14 protein-coding genes and 1 pseudogene are annotated in these 22,318 nt (G+C 69.0%); 9 read left to right on the top strand and 6 right to left on the bottom strand.

What is annotated here, in order from left to right; translation table 11 throughout:
• The first annotated feature begins 63 nt into the window (after positions 1-63).
• The 6 genes from EHO50_RS26100 to EHO50_RS26070 all read left to right on the top strand — a co-directional run bounded on the left by EHO50_RS26100 (position 64) and on the right by EHO50_RS26070 (position 13,546).
• Complete coding sequence (locus EHO50_RS26100) at positions 64-3,507, top strand: S8 family serine peptidase (RefSeq protein WP_128433650.1); 3,444 nt, start codon at positions 64-66, stop codon at positions 3,505-3,507.
• A 114-nt stretch (positions 3,508-3,621) separates the two neighbouring features.
• Complete coding sequence (locus EHO50_RS26095) at positions 3,622-5,313, top strand: rhamnogalacturonan lyase B N-terminal domain-containing protein (protein WP_128433649.1); 1,692 nt, start codon at positions 3,622-3,624, stop codon at positions 5,311-5,313.
• A gap of 110 nt (positions 5,314-5,423) precedes the next feature.
• Complete coding sequence (locus EHO50_RS26090; RefSeq protein WP_128433648.1) at positions 5,424-9,179, top strand: nSTAND1 domain-containing NTPase; 3,756 nt, start codon at positions 5,424-5,426, stop codon at positions 9,177-9,179.
• Positions 9,180-9,354: 175 nt separating this feature from the next.
• Positions 9,355-10,785, top strand: a complete 1,431-nt coding sequence (locus EHO50_RS26085; RefSeq protein ID WP_128433647.1) for a polysaccharide deacetylase family protein — start codon at positions 9,355-9,357, stop codon at positions 10,783-10,785.
• A 139-nt stretch (positions 10,786-10,924) separates the two neighbouring features.
• Positions 10,925-11,317 (top strand): AMP-binding protein, encoded by a 393-nt coding sequence (locus EHO50_RS26075; RefSeq protein ID WP_128433646.1) that lies wholly within the window; start codon positions 10,925-10,927, stop codon positions 11,315-11,317.
• A 228-nt stretch (positions 11,318-11,545) separates the two neighbouring features.
• Positions 11,546-13,546 (top strand): RICIN domain-containing protein, encoded by a 2,001-nt coding sequence (locus EHO50_RS26070; RefSeq protein WP_128433645.1) that lies wholly within the window; start codon positions 11,546-11,548, stop codon positions 13,544-13,546.
• Positions 13,547-13,768: 222 nt separating this feature from the next.
• Here the strand turns inward: EHO50_RS26070 and EHO50_RS26065 are convergent.
• Positions 13,769-13,987: pseudogene (locus tag EHO50_RS26065) on the bottom strand (hypothetical protein); the annotation flags it as partial.
• A 200-nt stretch (positions 13,988-14,187) separates the two neighbouring features.
• Between EHO50_RS26065 and EHO50_RS26060 the strand changes: the two are divergent.
• Positions 14,188-14,643 (top strand): M1 family aminopeptidase, encoded by a 456-nt coding sequence (locus EHO50_RS26060; protein ID WP_425472261.1) that lies wholly within the window; start codon positions 14,188-14,190, stop codon positions 14,641-14,643.
• 80 nt (positions 14,644-14,723) lie between these two features.
• Here the strand turns inward: EHO50_RS26060 and EHO50_RS26055 are convergent, their stop codons facing one another.
• Positions 14,724-16,556: a trypsin-like serine peptidase gene (locus EHO50_RS26055; protein WP_164904947.1), complete on the bottom strand. Its 1,833-nt coding sequence runs from the start codon at positions 16,554-16,556 to the stop codon at positions 14,724-14,726.
• Positions 16,557-16,820: 264 nt separating this feature from the next.
• Here EHO50_RS26055 and EHO50_RS26050 point away from each other — a divergent pair, with 264 nt between their 5' ends.
• Both EHO50_RS26050 and EHO50_RS26045 read left to right on the top strand, forming a co-directional pair.
• A complete protein-coding gene (locus tag EHO50_RS26050; RefSeq protein ID WP_128433643.1) occupies positions 16,821-17,243 on the top strand; it encodes a hypothetical protein in 423 nt (140 codons plus the stop codon).
• A gap of 283 nt (positions 17,244-17,526) precedes the next feature.
• The gene (locus EHO50_RS26045) at positions 17,527-17,679 is read left to right on the top strand and encodes a hypothetical protein (RefSeq protein ID WP_181449698.1); all 153 of its coding nucleotides are present in this window, start codon (positions 17,527-17,529) and stop codon (positions 17,677-17,679) included.
• A gap of 101 nt (positions 17,680-17,780) precedes the next feature.
• Here the strand turns inward: EHO50_RS26045 and EHO50_RS26040 are convergent, their stop codons facing one another.
• The 4 genes from EHO50_RS26040 to EHO50_RS46110 all read right to left on the bottom strand — a co-directional run bounded on the left by EHO50_RS26040 (position 17,781) and on the right by EHO50_RS46110 (position 21,765).
• The gene (locus tag EHO50_RS26040; RefSeq protein ID WP_128433642.1) at positions 17,781-18,605 is read right to left on the bottom strand and encodes a glutamate racemase; all 825 of its coding nucleotides are present in this window, start codon (positions 18,603-18,605) and stop codon (positions 17,781-17,783) included.
• Positions 18,606-18,909: 304 nt separating this feature from the next.
• On the bottom strand, positions 18,910-20,190 hold the full coding sequence (locus tag EHO50_RS26035) for an ATP-grasp domain-containing protein (RefSeq protein WP_164904946.1): 1,281 nt from the start codon (positions 20,188-20,190) through the stop codon (positions 18,910-18,912).
• A complete protein-coding gene (locus EHO50_RS26030) occupies positions 20,180-21,400 on the bottom strand; it encodes an ATP-grasp domain-containing protein (RefSeq protein WP_128433640.1) in 1,221 nt (406 codons plus the stop codon). The genes EHO50_RS26035 and EHO50_RS26030 overlap by 11 nt, the downstream gene beginning before the upstream one ends.
• Before the next feature lie 122 nt (positions 21,401-21,522).
• Positions 21,523-21,765 carry a winged helix-turn-helix transcriptional regulator gene (locus EHO50_RS46110; protein WP_425472273.1) on the bottom strand — a complete coding sequence of 81 codons (243 nt, stop codon included), beginning with the start codon at positions 21,763-21,765 and terminating at the stop codon, positions 21,523-21,525.
• Positions 21,766-22,318 lie beyond the last annotated feature (553 nt).

Raw genomic sequence — 22,318 nt, 5'->3', positions numbered from 1 at the left:
CTTCCACTCGCGTACGCGACCGCGTACGGACCACGCACCGACCACGGGGAAAGGGACCTTCCTTTGCAGAACAAGCACCAGCGGACGAGAAGGAGACTGCACGGACATGGCAGGGCGGGATTCGGCCTCGCCGCCGTACTCGCCCTGGCCGGCCTCACCGCGACCGCGACAGTCGCCCCCGCCGCACCGATCACTCCGGCCGACCGGTCCGCCGCGTCCTTGGGCGGCCACCCAGGCCTGGCCAAGCCGGCCGCGCGCGTGACGCTGCTGACCGGTGACACCGTCGGTGTGGACGGCAGCGGCCGGGTGGTCGAGGTACGGCCGGGCAAGGGCCGTAGCGGCGTCGGGTACTCGGTACGGCGCTTCGCCGGGCACACCTACGTCGTTCCGCTGGACGCGACGAGGCTGCTGGGCAGCGGCAAGCTGGACCGCCGGCTGTTCGACGTCACGCAGCTGGTCAAGGACGGCTACGACGACGCTCGTCGCAAGCAGGTGCCGCTGATCGTCTCCTACACCGGCTCCAGCACTGTTCAGAAGGGCGCGAGGGAGTCCCTCTTCGCCGCCGAGGCGGATGTCACGCACCGGCTGCCGGCCGTCAACGGCGACGCGCTGACCGCCGACAAGCCGGACGTGGGCAAGGTGTGGCGGGCGTTGACCGACTCCGTCGGCGGCCGGGCCGCCGTGGCCGCCGCCCCCGGTGTCGACCGGGTGTGGCTGGACGGCCGGGTCAGGATCAGCGCGCAGGACACTGCGGCTCCCGACCCGCACGGAGGGGTCGCGCAGATCGGTGCCCCGGCGGCCTGGAAGGCCGGCTACGACGGCAAGGGCGTCAAGGTCGCCGTCCTGGACACCGGCGTCGACGCCGGCCACCCGGACCTGAAGGGCAGGATCCTCAAGGCCAGGAACTTCACCGGCTCCGACTCCGCCGACGACCGGCAGGGCCACGGCACCCACGTCGCCTCCACCATCGTGGGCTCCGGCGCGAAGAGCGACGGGAAGTACAAAGGCGTGGCGCCCGGCGCGGAATTGCTCGTCGGCAAGGTCCTGGACGACACGGGCTTCGGCGACGACTCGGACATCATCGCCGGCATGCAGTGGGCCGTGGCGCAGGGCGCCAAGGTCGTCAACATGAGCCTCGGCTCGCCTGACACCGCGGACGTCGACCCCATGGAGAAGGCCGTGAACGACCTGTCGGCCTCCTCCCACACCCTGTTCGTGATAGCCGCAGGCAACTCAGGCCCGTCGGACACCACCCTCGGCACCCCCGGGTCGGCCGCGGCGGCCCTGACGGTGGCCGCCGTCGACCGCCACGACAAGATCGCCTCCTTCTCCAGCCGCGGCCCCACCGCCGACGGCCGCCTCAAGCCGGACATCGCCGCGCCCGGCGTCGACATCATCGCCGCGAAGGCCGCCCACGGCCACGAGGGCAACGACGAGGCGCCCGGCTATGTGTCGATGTCCGGCACCTCGATGGCCACCCCGCACACCGCGGGCGCCGCCGCCATCGTGGCCCAGGAGCACCCCGGCTGGACCGGCGAGCAGCTCAAGTCCGCCCTCACCGCCTCGGCCGGGACGCTGAGCGGCGTCACTGCGTACGACGTCGGTGCCGGCCGGGTCGACCTGACCCGGGCGATCGGCGCCACCGTCAGCAGCGAGCCGTCCTCGGTCGACTTCGGCACACCCGACCCCTGGCCGCACAACGACGACATCCCGGTCACCAGAACCCTCACCTACCGCAACGACGGCTCCCGGCCGGTCACCTTGGACCTGGACACAACCGCGACCGGCCCCGACGGCCAGGACGCGCCCCCTGGCATGGTCACCGTCTCCCCCGCCCGGCTGACCGTCCCGGCCGGCGGCACCGCGAAGGCGACGGTCACGGCCGACACCCGGCTCGGCAGCGCCGACGGCCTGTACTCGGGCGCGGTCACCGCGAGTGGTGACGGGCAGCGCGTCCGTACCGCCGTGGCCGTCGACCGCGCGGTGGAGACGCACACGCTGAAGCTGGTCACCACCCGCCGGGACGGCAAGCCCGACAACGAGCCCGACGTGACCGTGGCGGGCCTGGACACCGGCAAGCAGTTCACGCCCTACGACGACGGCAAGGCGCAGCGCGGCACGGTCACCCTGCGGCTGCCCAAGGGCCGCTACGCGATCAGCGCCACGAGCACCACCCCGGCCGGGCGGTCCGCCCAGTTGGTCGCTCCCCACCTCGTGCTCGACCATGACACCACCGTCGCCCTCGACGGGCGCAAGGCCAAGCCGGTGAAGGTGACCGCTCCGGACCGCCGGGCCACCCTGCGCGACGGCCAGGTCGTCTTCGCCGCCCACGGCGCCAAACGGGCCTACGACTTCTCCGCCAGCGCCAGCCTCGACGCCAAGGACACCTTCCTCGGCCAGGTCGGCCCGAAAGCCCCCGCGAACTTGGCCATCGCCCAGATCGGCGGCGTCTGGCAGCGCACCGCGACCTCACCGTCGTACACCCTGGTGACCACCCGCGCCGGCGGCTTCTTCGACGGCCTCACCCGTGCCTTCGCCTCCACCCGGGGCATGGCCAGGGTCAACACCTCCGTCGCCACGGCCCTGGCCAAGGCGGAGACCTCGCCGCAAGCCTGGTGGACCATGCCCGGCTGGCCGTCCCTCGACCAGGTCGTCTTCCCCCTCGAAGGGCCCCTGCGGCCGGCGCCGACCTCGTCGGTCGTGCAGTACCTGTCCGCCGACCACGGCATGCGCTGGTATCTCGGCGCCCAGACTCAGAACGGTACCGACGGAGAGGGCGTGACCGCCTTCACCACCCCGCGCCGCTTCGAGCCGAACCGGACGCACCGCGTCACCCTGGACGGCGGTGTCCACGGCCCGATCGTGACACCTACGCAGATCGTGGGCGGCCTGCGGGTCGGCCGGTACTACGCGCTGTGCGTGCCGATGTTCTCCGACGGGGCGGGCGACTTCTCCTACTCCCGGCAGATCCAGATCCGCACCCGGCTCACCTCCGGCAGCAAGGTCATAGGCGACTTCACCGAGGACACCTGCCAGAACAGCTACGCCAACCTGCGGGCCGGGACGGCGCGCTACAAGCTGTCCATCACCGCCGACCGCAGCAAGGGCTACAAGATCAGTGACCACGTCGAGGGCGTGTGGACGTTCACCTCGGCGAACACTCCCGAGACCGAGGTGGTCGCCTGGCCGCTGTCCGTCGTCCGCTTCCACCCGAAGCTGAGCCTGACCGGCACGGCGAAGGCGGGCGCCCGGATCACCGTCCCGCTGTCCCTGCAGGGCCCGGCGGCGGCCAAGGGGCACCTGAAGTCGCTGACGGTGAAGGCGTCGTACGACGGCGGGCGCACCTGGAAGCCGGTCACCGTGCACAGCGCGGCGAGCGGGAAGCCTTACCTGACCCTTACCAACCCGAAGAACCCCGGCACCGTCTCCTTCAGGACGAACCTCGCCGACACCGCCGGCAACACCTACACCGGCACGATCCACAACGCCTACCGCACCGTCCGGTAACGGAAGGCAAGGCAACCTGCGGCGGTGGTGAACCGGCTCCGCCCGGCCACCACCGCCGCACCGCCGTCCAGGCACTACAGCTCCATCACTTCCTTGCTCACGAACGGAACAACCATGGCCGCACACGGTCGCCGGCGCCTGACCCGCCGGGATGTCCTGCTCAGAACCGCCGCCGGCGGACTCGTCCTCGGCGGGGGCGCCGCCATCGCCGGCCCCCTGCTCGCCAGCGCCGACGCGGCGCCCAGCGCCTTCGGGTACCGGAACGACGGGCGCGCCTACGTCATCACCACCGGCGCCGACCTGGTCTTCAAGGTCGACCACCGCAACGGCGACCTGACCTCCCTGGTCTACAAGGGCACCGAGTTCCAGGGCTACGGCAACCGGAACTCCCACGTCGAGACGGGGCTCGGCACTTCGTCCGTGAGCATCCGTACGTCCGGCGACACCATCCTGGTCACCGTCGTGCACGGCACGATGCACCACTACTACGCCGCCCGCCGCGGCGAGAACAACGTCTACATGTGGACGAACAAGGCGGACGCCTCCATCACCGCCACCCGCTACATCGTCCGCGTCAAGCCCGGCCTGTTCCCCAACAACAATCCCGACACCTGGGACGCCCGCACCGACACTCTCATCGAGGCCCAGGACATCCGCCGCAAGCCCAACGGCACCACCCGCTCCAAGCACTACTCCAACCAGCGCGTCATCGACTACGACCACGTCGGCTGGAGCGACGGCAAGACCGGCATGTGGATGGTGCGCAGCAACCACGAGAAGGCCTCGGGCGGCCCCTTCTACCGCTCACTCATGCGCCACCACTACGAGGACGGCGCCGGGCTGTACGAGATCCTCTACTACGGGGAGAACCAGACCGAACCGATGCGGTTCGGCCTCCAGGGGCCCTACGTCCTCGCCTTCACCGACGGTGGCGCCCCCGCCCGCTCGCTCAGCCACGACGTCATCGACACCTCGTGGGTCGACGGTCTGGGCCTGGCCGGCTGGGTCGGCCGCGGCGGTCGCGGACGCGTCGCCGGCGTCGGCATCAGCGGCCGCGGCGACGGCCACGCCTACACCGTGGGCTTCGCGAACGCCGCCGCCCAGTACTGGGCGAAGGCCGACGCGGTCACCGGGCACTTCATGTCCCCGTACATGCTGCCCGGCACCTACACGCTCACCGTGTACAAGGACGAACTCGCCGTCCACACCACGTCCGTCACCGTCACGGCCGGGAAGACGACGGCCCTGCACACGCTGAAGATCACCGCTGACCCGAGCCGGAACACCGCGATCTGGCGGATCGGCGACTGGACCGGCACCCCCGGAGGCTTCAAGAACGCCTCCCTGATGACCACCATGCACCCTTCCGACGCGAGGGCCAGGCCCTGGGCCACCGGTGTCCACACGGTGGGCTCCTCGTCTGCGGCGGACTTCCCCTGCTACCAGTGGGCGGACATCAACAACAAACTGAAGATCCGCTTCAGGCTGACGCAGCAGCAGCTGGCCTCCGGCCACACCCTCAACATCGGCATCACCACCGCGTTCGCGAACGGCCGCCCCCGGATCAGGGTCAACGACTGGCTCTCGGCCGTCCCCCAGCCCGCCAAGGAACCCACGACCCGCTCGCTGACCGTCGGCTCCTACCGGGGCAACAACCACACCTACAGCTACGCCATCCCGGCGAGCGCCTGGACCAAGTCCGCCGACGCCTACCAGGAGCTGACGATCGACATCGTCAGCGGCTCCGGCGGCACCGCCTACCTCAGCCCCGGGGTGGCGTACGACGCCATCGAGCTGGTGCCCTGAGCCGGACGAGATCCCGGCCTCATCAGGTGGGGCCGGGATTGCCTCCGGATGGGTGAAAAACGTAGGTTGGGCGCCCGTTCCTGTGTTTGAAGGTTGAAAGGTGCCACCAGGTGGGCCGACGAGAGAAGCCGGTCGACCCGAGCGCCGGTCCGGTCCAGCGCCTCGCGCACGACCTGCGCCTGCTGAGGGAGAAGGCCGGCAAGCCGCCGTACCGGGAGATGGCCGAGCGCGCGGGCTACTCCACGACCGCCCTGTCGCAGGCCGCGGCCGGCGACCAGTTGCCGACGCTCGCGGTGGTGCGCGCGTACGTGGAGGCCCTGGACGCCGACCCGGACGAGTGGGAGGCCTGCTGGCGGGAGGCGGACGCCGAGCTGCGGGCTCCCGCGGCCGACGAGCGGGCTCCGTACCGAGGGCTGGCCCGCTTCGAACCGGCTGACAGCGACCTGTTCTTCGGCCGGGACGCACTGGTACGCGAACTCCTGCACCTGGCGCACGCGCACCGCTTCGCGGCCGTGTTCGGGCCCTCCGGCAGCGGCAAGTCCTCGCTGCTGAGGGCCGGTCTCGTCCCGCGGCTGCGGGAGAGCGAGGGTGTCGACCGCCCGGCGGTGATCCGGGTGCTCACTCCCGGCGAGCGGCCCGCTCGCACACACGGACAGGCGCTCGTCGCCAAGGACGGTGAGCTGGACACCTGGGTGATCGTCGACCAGTTCGAGGAGCTGTTCACCCTCTGCCACGACCGCGAGGAGCGGGACCGCTTCCTGGACCTGCTGCTCAGCGCGCGTGAGCCGGGCAGCCGCCTGCGCGTGGTGGTCGCGGTACGCGGCGACTTCTACGGCCACTGCGCCGCCCACCGGGAGCTCGCCGAGGCGGTCAGCCGCGCCAACCTGCTGGTCGGGCCCATGAATGGGGACGAGCTGCGCGAGGTTATCACCGGCCCGGCCACCGCGGCCGGGCTGAACGTGGAGCGGGTGCTGACCGCCCGGATCATCGAGGAGGCCGGCGACCAGCCGGGCGCGCTGCCGATGCTCTCGCACGCCCTGCTGGAGACGTGGCGCCGTCGCCGGGGCCGCACCCTGACGCTGGCCGGGTACGAGGAGGCGGGCGGCGTCCGCGGGGCGATCGCCGCCACGGCCGAGCAGGTGTACGGCGGCCTGACCGCGCGGCAGGCACGGACCGCCCGCCGCATCCTGCTGCGGCTGATCGCACCCGGCGGCTCCGCTCACGAACAGGGTCCCTCCCTGCCCGCGGTCGCCCCCGACACGCGCCGCCCGGCGTCCCGCGCCGAACTGACCGGCCCGGACGCACCGGACGTACTGGAACGTCTCGCCACCGCCCGCCTGATCACCCTGGACGGCGACGCCGTCGAGCTGGCCCACGAGGCCCTGATCACGAGCTGGCCGCGGCTGGCCGGCTGGATCGACGAGAGCCGGGAACGGCTGCACGCCCAGCGACTGCTCGGCGAGGCCGCCCGCGCCTGGGACGGACTGGACCGCGATCCGGGCGCCTTGTACCGGGGCACCCGGCTGGCCCGGGCCGAGGAACTGTTCCAGAGGCGAGGAGCGCAGGACGACGACCTGTCCCGGCTGGAGCGGGCCTTTCTCACCGCGTCGCTCGCGGCGCGGGACGCCGAGCGGGACGCCGGGGCACGGACCGCCCGTCGCACGCGCGCGCTCGCCGTGGGCCTGTCGGTGTTCCTCGTGTGCGCGCTCGCGGCCGGCCTGCTCGCCTGGCAGCGCGACCGGACGAGCGAGCAGGAGTCCGCGAAGGCCGCCGCCCGCCGCCTGGCCACCATCGCCGACAGCCTGCGCTCCAGTGACCCGCGCACCGCCGCCGTGCTCGGCGTCGCGGCCTGGAAGCTCGCTCCGCTGACGGAGTCCCGCTCCGCACTGCTCGCCTCGCTGGCCCAGCCGGAACGGGACGCCTTCACCGACCCCCAGACGGGCAGCGACGCCCGGCGCTTCCTCACCGACCACGGCCGGAGCCTCGTCAGCGTCGCGGACGGCACCGTGAGGGTGTGGCGTGTCGCCGACCACCGGCGTACGGCGACCTACCACCTGCCCAGCGGTATGGAGATGACCGCCGCCGGCCCCGACTCCCGCTCCCTGGATCTGACCGGGCCGGACGGTGAGGTGCTGTGGGACCTCGCCGCCGGGAAGCCCGCCGCCGAACTGGGCGACGCCACGCTGGTGGACGCCTCCGACGACGCAAGCGCGTACCTCACCGTCCCGGCGGGGGACGGCGGCTCGCTGCGGCTGCAGCGGACCGACGGCGCCGGGAACGTCTTCTCGGCCGCCGCCCCGGACAGCATGCTCATGACGGCCGTCGGTCCGCGCGGCCGACTGCTGGCGCTGTGCCCTCCCGGAGGCCGGCCGCAGGTGTGGGACACCGTCCGGCACCGGCGCCTGACGGGAGCCTGGGACAAGGCCGACAGCACCGTCTGCGGCACCGGCTCGGGCGCGGACAACGGAGACCGCCTGCTGAAGTTCAGCGCGGACGGCCGACGGCTGGCCGTCGCCTACGGCACGGCGGCCACCGTCTGGGACGTGGGCAGCGGGCGCACGGTCGCCGACTTCGCAAGCGGCGGCATCTCCGGGTTCACGCAGCTTGCCCTCTCCCCCGACGGACGGTTCCTCGCCACGGCCGACGACCAGCAGATCGCCGTGTGGCGCATGGACAGCGGAGGCACCCTCGCCTACGCGCGGCCGCTGTCCGGCGCGGAGGTGGGAGGGCTGACCTGGGTCCCGGGCGGGCAGCGCGTGCTGCGCTATCTGGACGGTGCCACCGTCCACAGCTACGACCTGACTGATCGCCTCGAGGCCCGCTGGCAGGACACCGAGGCCGGGGCGACCGCCCTCAGCCCCGACGGCACCTCCCTGGCCACCGTCACCCGGTCCGGCCACGGCTACCGCTTCGAACTGCGCTCGAGCGGGGGGACCCCCATCGGCAAGGTGCTCGCCCGGGCCCCGCTCGGCCCCCTGCCCTCGCTGGACAGCACCACGAGCCCGTTGCTGTCCTTCAGTCCGGACGGCCGGTCGCTCGCCGTCGCCGACACCACCTCCTCGCAGGGCTCCCTGCGGCTGCGGTTCACGGTGTGGGACGTGCCGGCGCACAGGGTGCGCACGTCCTTCGAGACCTCCGGCGCCGCCGACCGCCCCCTGTCCGACCTCGCCGTGGGCCCCGGGGGGCGGACTGTGCTGACCGTGCGTGAAGGCGGGGCCGAGGTGTGGGACACCGCACGCGGCCGCAGGTCACGGACCCTGCACGGCATGTCCGAGACAGCCCTGGCCATCCGGCCGGACGGACGGCTGCTGGTCAGCCACGGCGACGCGTACGCGGACCCGGCATCCGGCAAGGTCACCGGGCGCGCTCTCGCCGACGGCCGCGAGGTCACCGCGCTCGACTTCAGCCCCGACGGCACCCGGCTGGCCGTCGGTGACGACACCGGGCACGTCACCCTCTGGGACGGAGACGTACGGCGTCGTACGGGCGTGTTGACCGGCACTGCCGACACGGTCTCGCGGGGTGAGCCCGAGCCCGTCACCGCGCTCGCCTTCTCCTCCGACGGACACACCCTCGCCGTGGGCGGAAGAGCCGGCACGCTGCGGCTGTGGGACACCGACGGGCAGCGGCTGCTCGGCAGCGACTTGCCGACCTCCGGCGACGAGATCGGCTCCCTCTCCTTCGCGCGTGACGGGGGCACTGTCTACGTTTCAGGCCCGGACGTGCTGCTCCAGGCCCTGTCCATCGACCCGGACCAGGCCGTCCGCACCATCTGCGAACGAGCAGGCGGCGGACTCACCCGGGCCCAGTGGCACACCTACGTGCCCGACGCCCCGTACCGGGAGGTGTGCCCCGCACCGCGCTGAGAAGCCGCGACCAGGGGCCGAGGATTGTTCAGGGTGACCCCGAGGGTCGCTGAAAAACGCCTCTGACCTGGAGCATCGAGAGCACGACGGCCGTCCGCGCACTTCCCGCGCAGGGCGGCCGACCGGCGTCCGCTCCGCGACGCCCGGCACATCCTCTCCCCTCCAGGTACTCCGCATGCGCGCTCACACCCTCATCCCCTCGGCCCTTCTCCTCCTCGGTTCCCTCACCCTGACCGCGGCCTGCTCCCACGGGTCCGGAACCCCGGGCCCCACCCCTGAGGCACAGCCCGGCCCGCCCTCCACCGCGTCCCGGACGGTCGACCCGTCGAAGATCAAAGGTCTGGAGATCGTCAACGACAGCAGTGAGCAGAGCTCCTGCCCGTTCGCCGTCAGCTACCCGGACGTGCCCGGGGCGGAGGCGATGACCGCCGCGATGAAGAAGGACGTCGACCAGCGCCTGGACACCTTCCGCTCCAACAGGTGCGGCAGCGGCTCAGCCTCGGGGGGCGAGTTCAACGTCAGCCACCGGTTCCTGGTCGCGTCCGGAGACGTGCTCGGAGTCCGGCTCACCACCCTGGACGGCAGCGGGGCCGGCAACGGGCAGTCGGCCAAGAGCTACTGGTACGACGGAAAGGACGGCGCCTACCGGCAGGCGCTCGACCTCATCGCCGACGGATCCCGGGACGCCTTCTCCGCCGCCCTGAAGAAGCGGCTCAGGGGCCACGAGGGGGTGGACCCCACCTACCTCGACGACGCTTTCGCCGACGCCACCCACCTCGCCGGCCTTCTCGACGACCTGTCCTTCACCACGGACGGCGGTCTCCGAGTGGAGTTCGAACCCGGCACGGTGGGAGGCACCGCGGCCGGGTCATTCGTCGTGTCCTTCACCAAGGCGGCGATCACGCCCTGGCTGTCCCCCTTCGGCAAGCGCGCCCAGAAGCAGACCGAGCGCCCCAGCGACGGTCTCGACCTGGGCGCCACCAGCACACCGAGTGCGGCCGTGCCCACCCACACCGCCTCCGCCGACGACGACACCGACTGCACGAAGGTCAAGTGCATCGCCCTGACCTTCGACGACGGCCCGGCCGCCCCGGAGACCGCGACCCTGCTGGACCACCTCGCCCGGTACAAGGCGCGCACCACCTTCTTCGTCGTCGGCCAGAACATGGCCGCCCACCCCGCGCTGGTACGCGCCGAGGCCAAGGCCGGCCACGAGATCGGCAACCACACCTGGAACCACCCCGACCTCACCAAGCTCACCCCCGAGCAGGTCGCCTACCAGCTGCGCCGCACCAGCGCCGCGATCAAGGCCGCCACCGGCAAGGCCCCCACCCTCTTCCGCCCGCCGTACGGTGCGATCAACACCAAGGTGAAGGCCGCCACCACACTGGCGCCGGTGCTGTGGGACATCGACACCGAGGACTGGAAGTACCGGGACAGCGCCAAAGTCGCACAGACGGTCATCGCCAAGGCCCGGCGCAACAGCGTCGTCCTGATGCACGACATCCACCCGACGTCCGTCGCCGCCGTCCCGCAGATCCTGCGCACCCTCACCGCCGAGGGCTTCCACTTCGTCACGGTGAGCCACCTGCGCGCCACGCTCTGACTTCCGACCGCCTTCAGCTGTGCGGCCGTCCCCATCACTCCCGCACCAGGCCGCGTTCTCACGCCCATGCCGGGATCGACCCGGTTGCGGGCGTCGATCTTCTGCTGGATGTCGGCCAGATGCGTCTTGACAGTGGACAGTGAGCAGCAGCGCGGAGGTGATCGTCTGCGAGGAGGGGCGCCGCGCCGGTGTGGAAGCCGTGCGCGTCTGGACACGCCTCAGGCGTTTTCTCCTGGTGGACGACGACCCCGAAGTGCCGACCGCCGGAGCGGAAGGCCGGGAGCCATGGTCCCCGCTGATCACCACGGCACAGCCGACCATCGAGGTCGTCCCCGGGCGCACCGACGACCCGGTGATCCCGATGTTCACCTCGGGCCCTACCGGCACGCCCAAGGGCGTTGTGCTCACCCACGGCAACACCTGGTGGAGCACCGGGAACGGCGACATACGCCCGGACACCCGCCGCGGCGACGTGACCTGCGTGACCTTCCCCAACCACACAAAATCCAACGCGCTTCGACAAAACCATTGACCTCCCTATGCCCCACCTCTACTTTCTGACCACTTCCCCGGACTGCGGCCGGTATATCGGACGGCCGACGACGCCGGGGTCACGTCCCGGCTGGACACGGCGCCGCGGGCCCGGCGAACCGGCACCCGAGCGTGGTGCCCGGGCCGGCGGACCCCCGCCGTCCCTGGGCCGTCGTGAGGCCGGCCTTGTTTCCCCCTTCCTCTTTTCCCCCTCCCCCTGGAGAGCCGCATGCCCCACCCCGCCGTACGAAGATGGACCAGGCGCATCACCGCCCAGGTCCTCGCCGCCGGACTCGCCGTGGCCGGTCTTGCGTCCCTTGACCGGCCCGAGCCGTCGGCGCCCCTGCCCGCCGAACCGGCCGCCGTGAGCACCAACCAGATCGGCGTCACCCCGCCGCCGATGGGCTGGGCGTCCTGGAACAGCTTCTTCAGCAGCATCGACCACAATGTGATCAAGCAGCAGGCCGACGCCCTGGTCTCCTCCGGCATGGCCGCGGCCGGCTACAAGTACGTCAACCTCGACGACGGCTGGTGGCAGGGCGAGCGGGATGCGAACGGCAACATCGTCGTCGACGAGAACCTGTTCCCCGGCGGCATGAAGGCGATGGCCGACTACATCCACAGCAAGGGCCTCAAAGCCGGCATCTACACCGACGCGGGCAAGCAAGGCTGCGGCTACTACTTCCCCACCACCCGCCCGGCCGCCCCGAACACCGGCATGGAGGGCCACTACCAGCAGGACCTGGAGACCTTCCAGCGCTGGGGCTTCGACTACGTGAAGATCGACTGGTGCGGAGGCCGCGAACAGGGCTTGGACCAGGAGAGCACGTACAAGCAGATCGCCGCCGCGAACGAGGCCGCGTCCGCCGTCACCGGCCGCAAGCTGGTGCTCTCCTTCTGCGAGTGGGGTACCGGCCTGCCCTGGAACTGGGCCACCGGTTACGGAGACCTGTGGCGCACCAGCCACGACGTGCTGCTGTACAAGGAGACCCCGGGCCTGACGAAGATGTACCGCAACTTCGACGAGGCCCTCCAGCCCGCGGCCCAGCACACCGGGTACTACAACGACCCCGACATGCTGATGGTCGGCCTGAACGGCATGACCGCCGCGCGCAACCGGCTGCACATGAGCCTGTGGTCGATCGCCGGCGCCCCGCTGCTGGCCGGCAACAACGTCGCCACGATGACCACCGAGACCCGCGACATCCTCACCAACCCCGAGGTCCTCGCCGTCAATCAGGACCCGCGCGGCCTGCAGGGCGTCAAGGTCGCCGAGGACACCCGGAACCTGCAGGTGTACGGCAAGGTCCTCGCCGGCACCGGCAAGCGCGCGGTGATGCTGTTCAACCGCACCGGCTCCGCCGCGAACATCACCGTCCGCTGGGCCGACCTCGGCCTCACCCCGGCCTCCGCCAGCGTGCGCAACGCCTGGACCCGCACCAACGCCGGATCGCACGCGACGAGTTACACCACCTCCGTCCCCGCCAACGACGCTGTCCTGCTGACCGTCTCCGGCACCGAGGCGGCCGGCTCGACGTACGAGGACACCACCACCGCCACCACCCCCACGTTCGGCAACGTCAACGCCTCCACGGCGGGCACCAAGCTCGTCGACATCACCTACGCCAACGGCTCCAGTACCGCCCGCAAGGCCACCATCCAGGTCAACGGCCAGTACAGCTACCGCATGGCCTTCCCGCCGACCGGCTCGGCCACCACCTACCGCACCGTGTCCGTGCTCGCGCACCTGGCCAAGGGCGCGAACACCGTGAAGTTCGCGGCGGTTTCGGGCAGCTCCGCCCCCGACATCGATGCCCTCCGCGTCCAGGGCATCCCCGGCACCGACGGCACCGCCCTGGTCGGCTCCGCCTCGGGCCGCTGCGTGGACATCGACAAGAACACCTACGTCAACGCCACCCAGGCAGGGATCTGGGACTGCTCCGGCGGACGCAACCAGACCTTCACCCACACCTCGCGCGGCGAACTCGTCGTCTACGGCAACAAGTGCCTCGACGCCGACAACAACGGCACCACCAACGGCACCAAGGTCATCATCTGGGACTGCACCAACGGAACCAACCAGAAGTGGACGGTCAATTCCAACGGCACCATCACCAACAACCTCTCCGGCCTCTGCCTGGACGCCTCGAACGCGGCTACCGCCAACGGCACCAAGCTGATCTTGTGGACCTGCACCGGAGCGGCCAACCAAAAGTGGACCCTCAGCTGATGTCCGCGGCAGGAGCATGACGCACAACCGGCGAGGGCGCGGCAGCACCTTCGCCGGTCGGCGTACCACAACCGCAGTGTCATGCCCTGATGCGCGCCGTCGCAGTCTCGTCAGCTCATCGCGGGCCCCATTCGACAGGGCGCCCCGCAATCGATTCGTCAAGTTCCCTCTTGAGGCGGGTGAAGGTGATTTCGGCAGACGAGCGCGCGTGCGCCTGCGTGGTTACCGCGCGCCGAAGCGGGCCGCGTCGAAGTTGGCAGCGCCCATGTTCTGGTGGGCGTTGTCCTCCAACTCCACATCACCGGTGCCGAACGCGCTGTCCATGCCGGACTGACCGCCCAGGATCGCGCTGAGCGAGCTGTTCAGCGCGTCCGTGATCTCATCGGCATGCATCTTGAACGTCTCGAACGCGGCCTTGCCCGCCCCGTTGAACTTGCCCTCCTCCTCTCACACCTCGCGTTGCAGACGCAATGTCAACAGGCCGAAGTGGCGTGAACAAGCGGGTGAGCAGCGGACCCGCCCCAGGCCGGCCGAGCTCGCCCAACGGCCCGCTCTGCGTGCGCTGATGGAGGCCAAACGGACCCTGTGCTGGCCGTCCGAGCACGTGGGGGGCTGCGCCGCCGGTTGCCCGGTGGCTGCTCGTGCACGAGCTGGCGCACCAGTGGTTCGGCAACTCCGTCACCCCGCGCAAGTGGAAGGACATCTGGCTCAACGAGGGCATGGCCACCTACGCGGAGTGGCTCTGGGAGGAGGAGCAGGGCGGCAGGAACACCGATGAGATCTTCGAGGATTTCTACGACGGCACGGATTCCGAGAGCGAGGGCATCTGGGCCTTCCCGCCGGCCGATCCTCCCCGCGCAGCGCGCGTCTCCGACCCGCCCGTCTATGGACGTGGCGCCATGGTCATGCACAAGGTGCGTGAGGCCGTCGGCGACGAGACCTTCTTCGACATTCTCCGCACCTGGACCCGACAGCACCGGCACGGCAACGCCGACACCGGACAGTTCATCGCCCTGTGTGAGGGCAAGTCCGGGAAGAAGCTGACGAAGCTCTTCGATGTCTGGCTCTTCAACAAGAAGAAGCCGTCCCGGATGTAACGAGAGCAGTCCGATGGGAGGAGGGCTCTTTCTCGCGCCCAGGGGGAGAGAAGAGCCCTTCTCCTGTCCGGAGGAAGCCCTTACGCGGGCGGGTATACCAGCGTGATCTCGCGGTTCAGGCCGGTCTCGTCGGCGTCCGGGTACATGGAGACCTCACCGTCGGACCACCGCACCAGGAAGTCGTCAGGGTGGCGGTTCTCCGTGTAGTCGCCGGCGCCCAGGAGGGTGGCGTGGGTCCAGAGCCGGTTGGGCTTCTTGACCTGGATCTCGCCGTGGAAGCCGTTCTGGTCGAGGTCTTTGTAGAGGGTCAGTTCGCCATCCGTCCAGCGCACCATGAGGTCGTGCTGGTCGTTGCCCGTGAAGTCGCCCGACGTGATTGTCGCGGCGTGCTTCCAGGTGCCGTTGGGCGCGGCAAGCTTCTTCTCCCCGTGGAAGCCGTCGCGGTTGACGTCGGTGTACAAGGTGACTTCACCGTCACTCCAGCGGACCAGGAGATCGTCGGCCCACTTGTTGCTGCTCGTATAGCGGCCACCGGTGATGGAAATGGCGTGCTTCCACGTGGCGTTGGGCTTCTGCAGCTGGACATCGCCGTGAAATCCCCGCTCGTCGACGTCGGGATAGAGCGTCAGCTCGCCGTCGGTCCAGCGGACGATCAGGTCATCCCTGTCGGCACCGGTGAAGTCGCCCGCCGCGATGGTCTCCGCGTGCTTCCAGGTGCCGTTGGGCCCGATTAGACGAATCTCCTTGTCGAAGTTGTCAGCGTCCTCACCGGCACCGCGGTACAGGGTCACTTCGCCGTCGGTCCAGCGGACGATCAGGTCGGAGTAGTCCCACGTTCCGGGATTGCCGTCGGTGAAGTAGCCCCCGGCGATGACCTCGGCGTGCTTCCAGGTCTCGGCCTTGCCCAGAACGCCACGGCCGGCCGGCTGACGGTTGTTGACCGCGTCGTCGTACAGCGCCTTGGCGTCAGCATCGAGGTAAGAGCTGTAGGAGATGTCGTCCTTGTCACCGCCGGTCTTCCAGCCGCCGATGACGCCGATGAGACCCCAGCCGCCGCCTCGCTTGATGAGGAACGGGCCGCCGGACGCGCCGCCGGAGTACTTGTCGCATGCGATACGCAGGAAACTGCCCGGGATCTTCGGGTCGGTGCTGTTGTAGCGGACGGTCTTGTCCGTGCAGTCCAGCGGGCGCTTCTGGTTGGCCGGATAGCCGATGAGGCGGACCGGGTCGTGGGCGTACCCGGCATTGATCATCAACTCGGCCCCGCCGACGACGTCCTCGACGTTCTTGCCACCGCGCGGTTCGAGCTGCAGGAAGTTGAAGTCGAGGTCGGCCGCGGCGTCCGGGCCCTTGGACAGGTATCGCTTGTCGACGTATATACGCCCGGGCTTGACCGTGAAGGCGCCGTGCGGCTTCTTGCCGTCGTCGTACTGCGGGACGAACGTGAGGTTCTTGCGCGCGTCCTGGTCGTCGAAGCAGTGACCGGCGCTCATCACGATGTTCTTGCCGGGGCTCTTGACGACCGTGCCACCGCAGAAGCGGCCGGTGTCGGTGCCGTCGTTCCAGAAGAAGGTGCCGACGACGGGCAGCCCTTCGAACGGCTTGCTGGGGGAGCGGGGCGCCCTGGTCGGAGCGGGAAAATGCTTGGCCTCCTGCTCCTGGACGGGCTGCGCGGCCCGCATGCGCTCCGGAGTCCAGTAGCTGTCGGCGTCGGCCGGCGTGAACCCACGCGCGTCGTCGTCCCCGCCCGGCGGGACGGGGGTCGGCGGAACGGAAGGCTTTTCCGCCAGGGCGCTCGGGGCGGCGTTCCCCGAGGGAGGTGGCTCGCTCTGGTCTGCGTACGCCGGAAGCCCCGGCAGCAGAATGAGTGCCGCAGCCCCCGCCACAGCGCCCAGCGCTCTGCGCAACTTCATGGTCAATTTCCCCGTCATCAAAGGAGACGCGTGTCATGCCGCCTGGCGTGAATACGTCAAGGTCAGCCATGATCATAGGACCGTTTTATGCAAGAAAAGGCGCATATGACCCACCTCACACGCTCACTCGCATATGGCGGACTCGCTGCAATTGCCGCACCTCTGATCCTGCTCGGGCAGTCCACGACGGCCCACGCCGATCGGCTCCCTTTCCCTGGAGGGGGATACGTTTCCGTCAGCGGTCCGGCAGGACCCGGCGAGACAGTGGAACTCACGGTCAAGGAGCGCCCTGGCAATCCGCACCCGACGTCGGTGGAGGTCTCCAGCCCGGCGCTGACCGACGAAACCGCCCTCGGTGACACCAAGAGCGCCTGGGTAGGTGCGGGCCGGATCAGAGAGAACCTGAAGCCCGGCACGTATCCCGTGACGTTCACGCTGCGCCACAAGGACGCCGACTGCGTGACGGAAAAGGACCGCGACTATGTGTGCAACTACCCCTCGATCGTCCTGCGTGGAGAGGTAAAGGTCTCGACTCCGGACGAGGCCCCGGCATCGGGCGACGGACTTGGCTTCGGCGGCGGCTTGGCGCTCGGCATCGCGTCGGGTGCCGTGGGGACGCTGGCGGCGGGCGGGATGGTGCTGCGCTTCCGGCGCCGCGAGGCTGTCGATGAGTCGTCGCAAAGCTAGAGGGTGTCTGGGAAGTTCCGTTCAGGGAAGGCGAGTTAGTCCCTGTGCTGGTGGAGGCTGGGATGGCCGGGGCGGGCGACTCGCGTATCCGGCTGATCTCGCACCTGCGGAGTGGGCAGTGCTGGTGCCGCCTCCGCAGCCGGGCGGGGGCCCACCTGAGCATCCGCGGCGGGAGATCATAGATGCCCCTCGGCCACTGGATCCGGGTCGGCTGTGCCTGGCGCCCGTGGGGGAGCCGTGGGTGAGGGCGGCCACGGCCATCAGGCAGGAGCGTGCGTGAGCGATGTGTGAGCGGACCGTTCAGCACCATCGAGGGCTGACCGACCGGGCCAGGGGCCTGACGGCCGACCTCCTCGCCCCGGGAAGCGACGGCCTCAGGGACCACTTCATCTTCAACTACATCGACGTCATGGAGAGGAACCTGGACCGGAGCTGACCTTGTCGGCGGCTGAAGCAGACTGCCGTACGCGATGCGCTCCATGCCGCGCGGCACATCCCGTCACCCAGCCAACCCGGGCGGGTTGTCGTGGGGCCTGCTCAGATCGCCGGTGAAGTCATCGGGGAGCGAGTCACTGCTGAGGTGAGAATGTCGCGGGGTACCCGCTCTGCTGCGGCGAGGGCGCGACCCACGGGGTAGGCGTGGCCGCCGGTCGGGAGGCTTCCGGGTCGACCGCTGAGTACCACGTCGATGGCGCCCATCGTGCTGCGCGAGTCCGTGGCTCTCCCCAATCGTCGCAGCGTTTGACGGGCGACCGCCTCCGCGCTGTCGTACAGAGTGATTCCACTGGGCAGGCTCCGTAGGATCTCTGGCACAACCAGGGGGTAGTGCGTGCATCCCAGCACCACGGAGTCGCAGTCTTCGGGGGTTCGCTCGGCCGCGTCGGCGATGGCTGCCGTTGCTGCGGCGGTGTCGCCGTGGTCGATCGCCTCCGCCAGGCCGGGGCATGCGACACGCGCCACGGGCCGGCCGTTCGCGTGGTCCGCGATCAGGCGCTCCTGGTATTTGCTCGCCGTGGTCCGGACGGTTGCCCACACGGCGATGCTTTGGCCAACTGCTGCGGCCGGCTTCACGGCGGGCACGGTTCCGATCACAGGTACGCGCGGCTCGTACCTCTCGCGCAGAGCGTCGATCGCGGTGACGGTGGCGGTGTTGCAGGGGACCACGATGGCCTGCGCGCCTCGCTCGATGGCGAACTGAGCGGCGGTCAACAGACGTTCCGTGACGAAGGAGGCCGTCTTCGATCCCCAGGGAGCGCCGTCGGGATCGAGTAGCAACAGCAGGTCGAGTTCCGGGGCCAGGTGCCGGAGCCAGCCCGTAGTGGAGAGGAGTCCGAACCCTGAGTCGATCAACGCCACCGTCATGGGGCCAAGTTATCAGCCACGCCGGAGGCGAGAACGCGCTGGTCGGCCGGGTATCAGGGCATCACTGGCTGCTCGAGCGGTAGTTGGAACAGCTCCCGCTCGAGGTCGCGCAGGTGGGTCGACAGGCCCGCGATGTCGACGTGCAGGCGCTCCTCAAGGAGGCATCCTGTTCGCTTTGTGCGAGCTCGTCGAGCAGCAAAACAAATCACGGCACCGAGCAAGCCACGAAGGTGCCGCGGTCCCCGGCAGGTTGATGATGACGGCTATGCCAGGGGGCCAGAACTGATCGACATGGAGCGCAGCATCACGTCTGGCCACCGGGTTCGTCGTCGAGATCGAAGGTGAGCGACTCCACTGCCGCCTGAGCGCGCTCTGTGGCTTCCTCCGGCGTCGCGCCGAGTGCCCAGGCGAACGCGAGTCGCGCGAGCGAATCGGTGAGATCGCCGACCTGCTCACCGACCTCGGCCACAGCGGCGACCTCCATCACGCCGGGCATCCCGTGCGCCTCCTCGATGCCGTGGACTGCGGTGAGTACGCCCCGGCGGTCGGCGCACCGGTACCGGATCGCTGCGAACTCCGCGCGCTCGCCGCTCCGATGACGCTCTATCGCCTCCTCGATCTCCGCGGTGATCGAGTGGCCGACCGCCTGACGAGCCCAAGCCTTCTGGATATCGATCCCCGTCGCGGCCGTGAGCATGTTGGGGATCCTGTCGCCGCCGTAGCGTAGATGGGTCTCGATGATCCGGACACCGTTCTCGGTGAGGATCACCTCGGTGTGGGTCAGGCCGTCCTGGATCTCCAGCGCGTCCAGCATCCGGAGAACGGTGTCGGAGATGGCTGCCGCGTCCGCGTCAGGAAGCGGCGCCGGCAGCAGATGCCCGACTTCGACGAAGCTGTCCTGGTCGATGGACTTTTGGGTGATGCCTGCCACGTAGTGTCGGCCTGTCTCGCTGATGCACTCGACACTGAACTCCTGGCCCTGGTGGAAGGGCTCGGCTATGAGCTCGTCCCCGTCCAGGCTCGAAGTTCCTTCCTTGCTCCAGGTGAAGGCCCGGGGGACGTCCGCGGGGGACTCCAGTTTGCTGATGCCCAGGCTTCCGGTGCCTCCTGTGGGCTTGCAGATGACGGGGTAGCCCAGCTCAGCGGCGGCCTTGGCGAGCTCGTCCGGGCCGACCACCTTCATCGCGGGAGTGTGATCGACGCCCGTCTCGTTCAGGCGGGCGCGCATGAGGTACTTGTCGGTGACCCACTGAACGGTCTGCGCGGAGTAGCACCTCAGCCCCAGCCTCTCGGCGATGTAGGCGGTCTTGTCCGCATCCGACTCGGTGAAATTGACGATCGCATCGATGCGGTCGTTCTCATGGATCGCCCGGACGATGCCCAGCCATTCCTCCCGGCTGGTCTCAGGATCGAGGAGCAGCAGCCGGTGCAGGTCCTTCTTGTCCCAGACCTTGCTTTCGAACTCCTGCCGACAGATCACGCTGATCCGCAGCCCGGGGGCAGCCTGGAAGCAATTCCTCGGGACCTCGCGTGCTCCACCGACCATGAGAAGGTGTTCGGCAAGCTCTGCTCTTTCAGCACTCATCCGACCACTCCGCATTCGCGTAGAACCAGTCGGTACAGATGCGAAGGCGTTCTTCGACCTCGTCACTGGTCGCGCCGGAAACGACGAAAGTCACGATCTCGCTGCTGGTGTGCCGCAACTTGTAGTCCAGCACCCAGTCGAACGGAGCCGACTGAGGGGCCTTGGTCAGGGCCCTGGTGGAGGAGATCTCTCCGTGCCCGGCGATCTGCTTCTGCAGGGCCTCTGTTCCCGGCGAGTCACACGGTTCGAACCCACAGAACGCACGGACTGCGTCCATCTTGTAATCGACCCCGAAGCTGGCCCGGCTCTCTTCGAATATCGGACCGCCGGCGAGCCGCTGTGCGGCCTCGCCGAGGACGAGCTCGCCGTTCGGGCGCTGCCAGATCTCCACATGGAAGAGGCCGTCGGGCCCAAAGGGAAGCACCTTCTCCAGGAGGTTCCTGGTGAACTCGGTGAGTTCCCGGAAAATGTCGCTCCGGGCGTCGAGAACCGTGCTGCCCAAGAACCCGCCGCCCTGAAAGAAATCGATATGACTGCCGACATACCGAGCCGCGCTCATGAAGCGGCAGACGCCCTGGGAGTAGTAGCCGTCGACGTGGAACTGCGTCCCGTCGACGAAGGCCTCGGCGAGCATGTCCGGCTCGCGGTCGGCCCTGGCGAAGATTCCCGCACTCAGCAGGGAGTCCAGCTCGGTCTCCGAGTCCAGGATGAAGGTCTCGGCCGATCCCCGGCCCGAGATCGGCTTCAGTACGACCGGGAAGCCGACCTCGTCCGCGAAGTCGAGCAGCTCGAAGGCGTTGCGGACCTTCCGGCCATGAGCCACCGGAACGCCTGCCGCAGACGCGCACTGCTTCATGAGGAACTTGTCGCGCATGTAGACCGCGTCCTCGGGAGGGACACCGGTCAGCCCGTGGCGCTTGCGCAGCCATGCCGCTCGCATGACGTCTGCCTCTGTCATGGGGATGACCCGTTTGAACCCGCCGTTCGCGAGCAGGTGGTCGGCCCGCTTCGCGACCAGGTCGTTCGCCTCGTAATTCTCGAAGCACTCAATTTCCTGGAACGCGTCACCGTAGTGCGCCTTGATCCATTCCGGCGGGTGATCGCAGTCTGTTCCCGTCAACAGATGGGCCGTGTTCTGGGTTGCGTCGGACCATTCCCGAGGCGTACTGCGAAGCAACGCACTGATTGGCGACATGATCAGGTTTTCCACGGTGCCTCAATCCTGCTGGGCGGAGTATGTGCATGGCCGTGGTCATGGCCATTTCGCCCGCATCATCAAACGGAAATTTAGGGCAACGACACGGCCTGTGAATACGCCGCATCCAATGAGAGTTATGAGTTCTTGGACCAGAGGGCCAGCGGAATGATTGCCCTGGCCAGGTCTTCGCCCCTCGGGGTCAGCTCGTAATGCACGCGCACGGGAGGGATTTCGCCACTGACTATGCGATCCACTATTCCCGTATCCCGCGCGCGAACGAGCGTCCGAGACAACTGCTTGCTGTCCATGTTGGTCTCACGAGCAAGTTCATTGTGCCCAAGTGGGCCCAATATCAGAGCGTTCAGAACGGCGATCATTCCGCGTCGAGCCAGAACGTCTACTACCTCGATCGCGCCATGGAGCTCGATCGGATCCATCGCTCCATCTTTCCGAGCGCCTACCCCGTTTGCTCGCTTTACTTTTGTCGCGAGCGAATAACCAGAATTCATATTTTAAAAATTCCCCCGTTGCAGCCCGCCTCTTTCCGGCTGTAGCCGGGGAGGGGTGTTGGCGCCGAATCGGCTGCTGTGATGGTGGTCACATTCGCCTCGCTCAGCTCGGCAGGAGTGTGCCAACGGCAGCCTGCAAGATCAAGTTGCCCAGTCTACTTTGTCGGTTACACCACGAAGGTCCACCCTGTGAAGCCTGGGAAATGGGTTGGCAATGGCGGGTTGTCCATCAATTGCACTGCCGACTCGACGCCGCGATGTCAGTAGGTGGCATGAATGTCTCTTGATGTGCGCCTGACCGTGTGGATTTACTTGGCTGGGAGGTATGCCGCTCGTTGAGCCCTGCCGTGCGTGGAATCTTTGCCGCGTGCGAATAGGGGACGCCCAGGTCAGATATCGGGGATCTGCGGTCCTGGGGAAG

It is taken from the genome of Streptomyces cyaneus (assembly GCF_004028635.1).
Lineage (GTDB): Bacteria > Actinomycetota > Actinomycetes > Streptomycetales > Streptomycetaceae > Streptomyces > Streptomyces cyaneus.
This window is presented reverse-complemented; position numbering and strand designations above follow the sequence as displayed.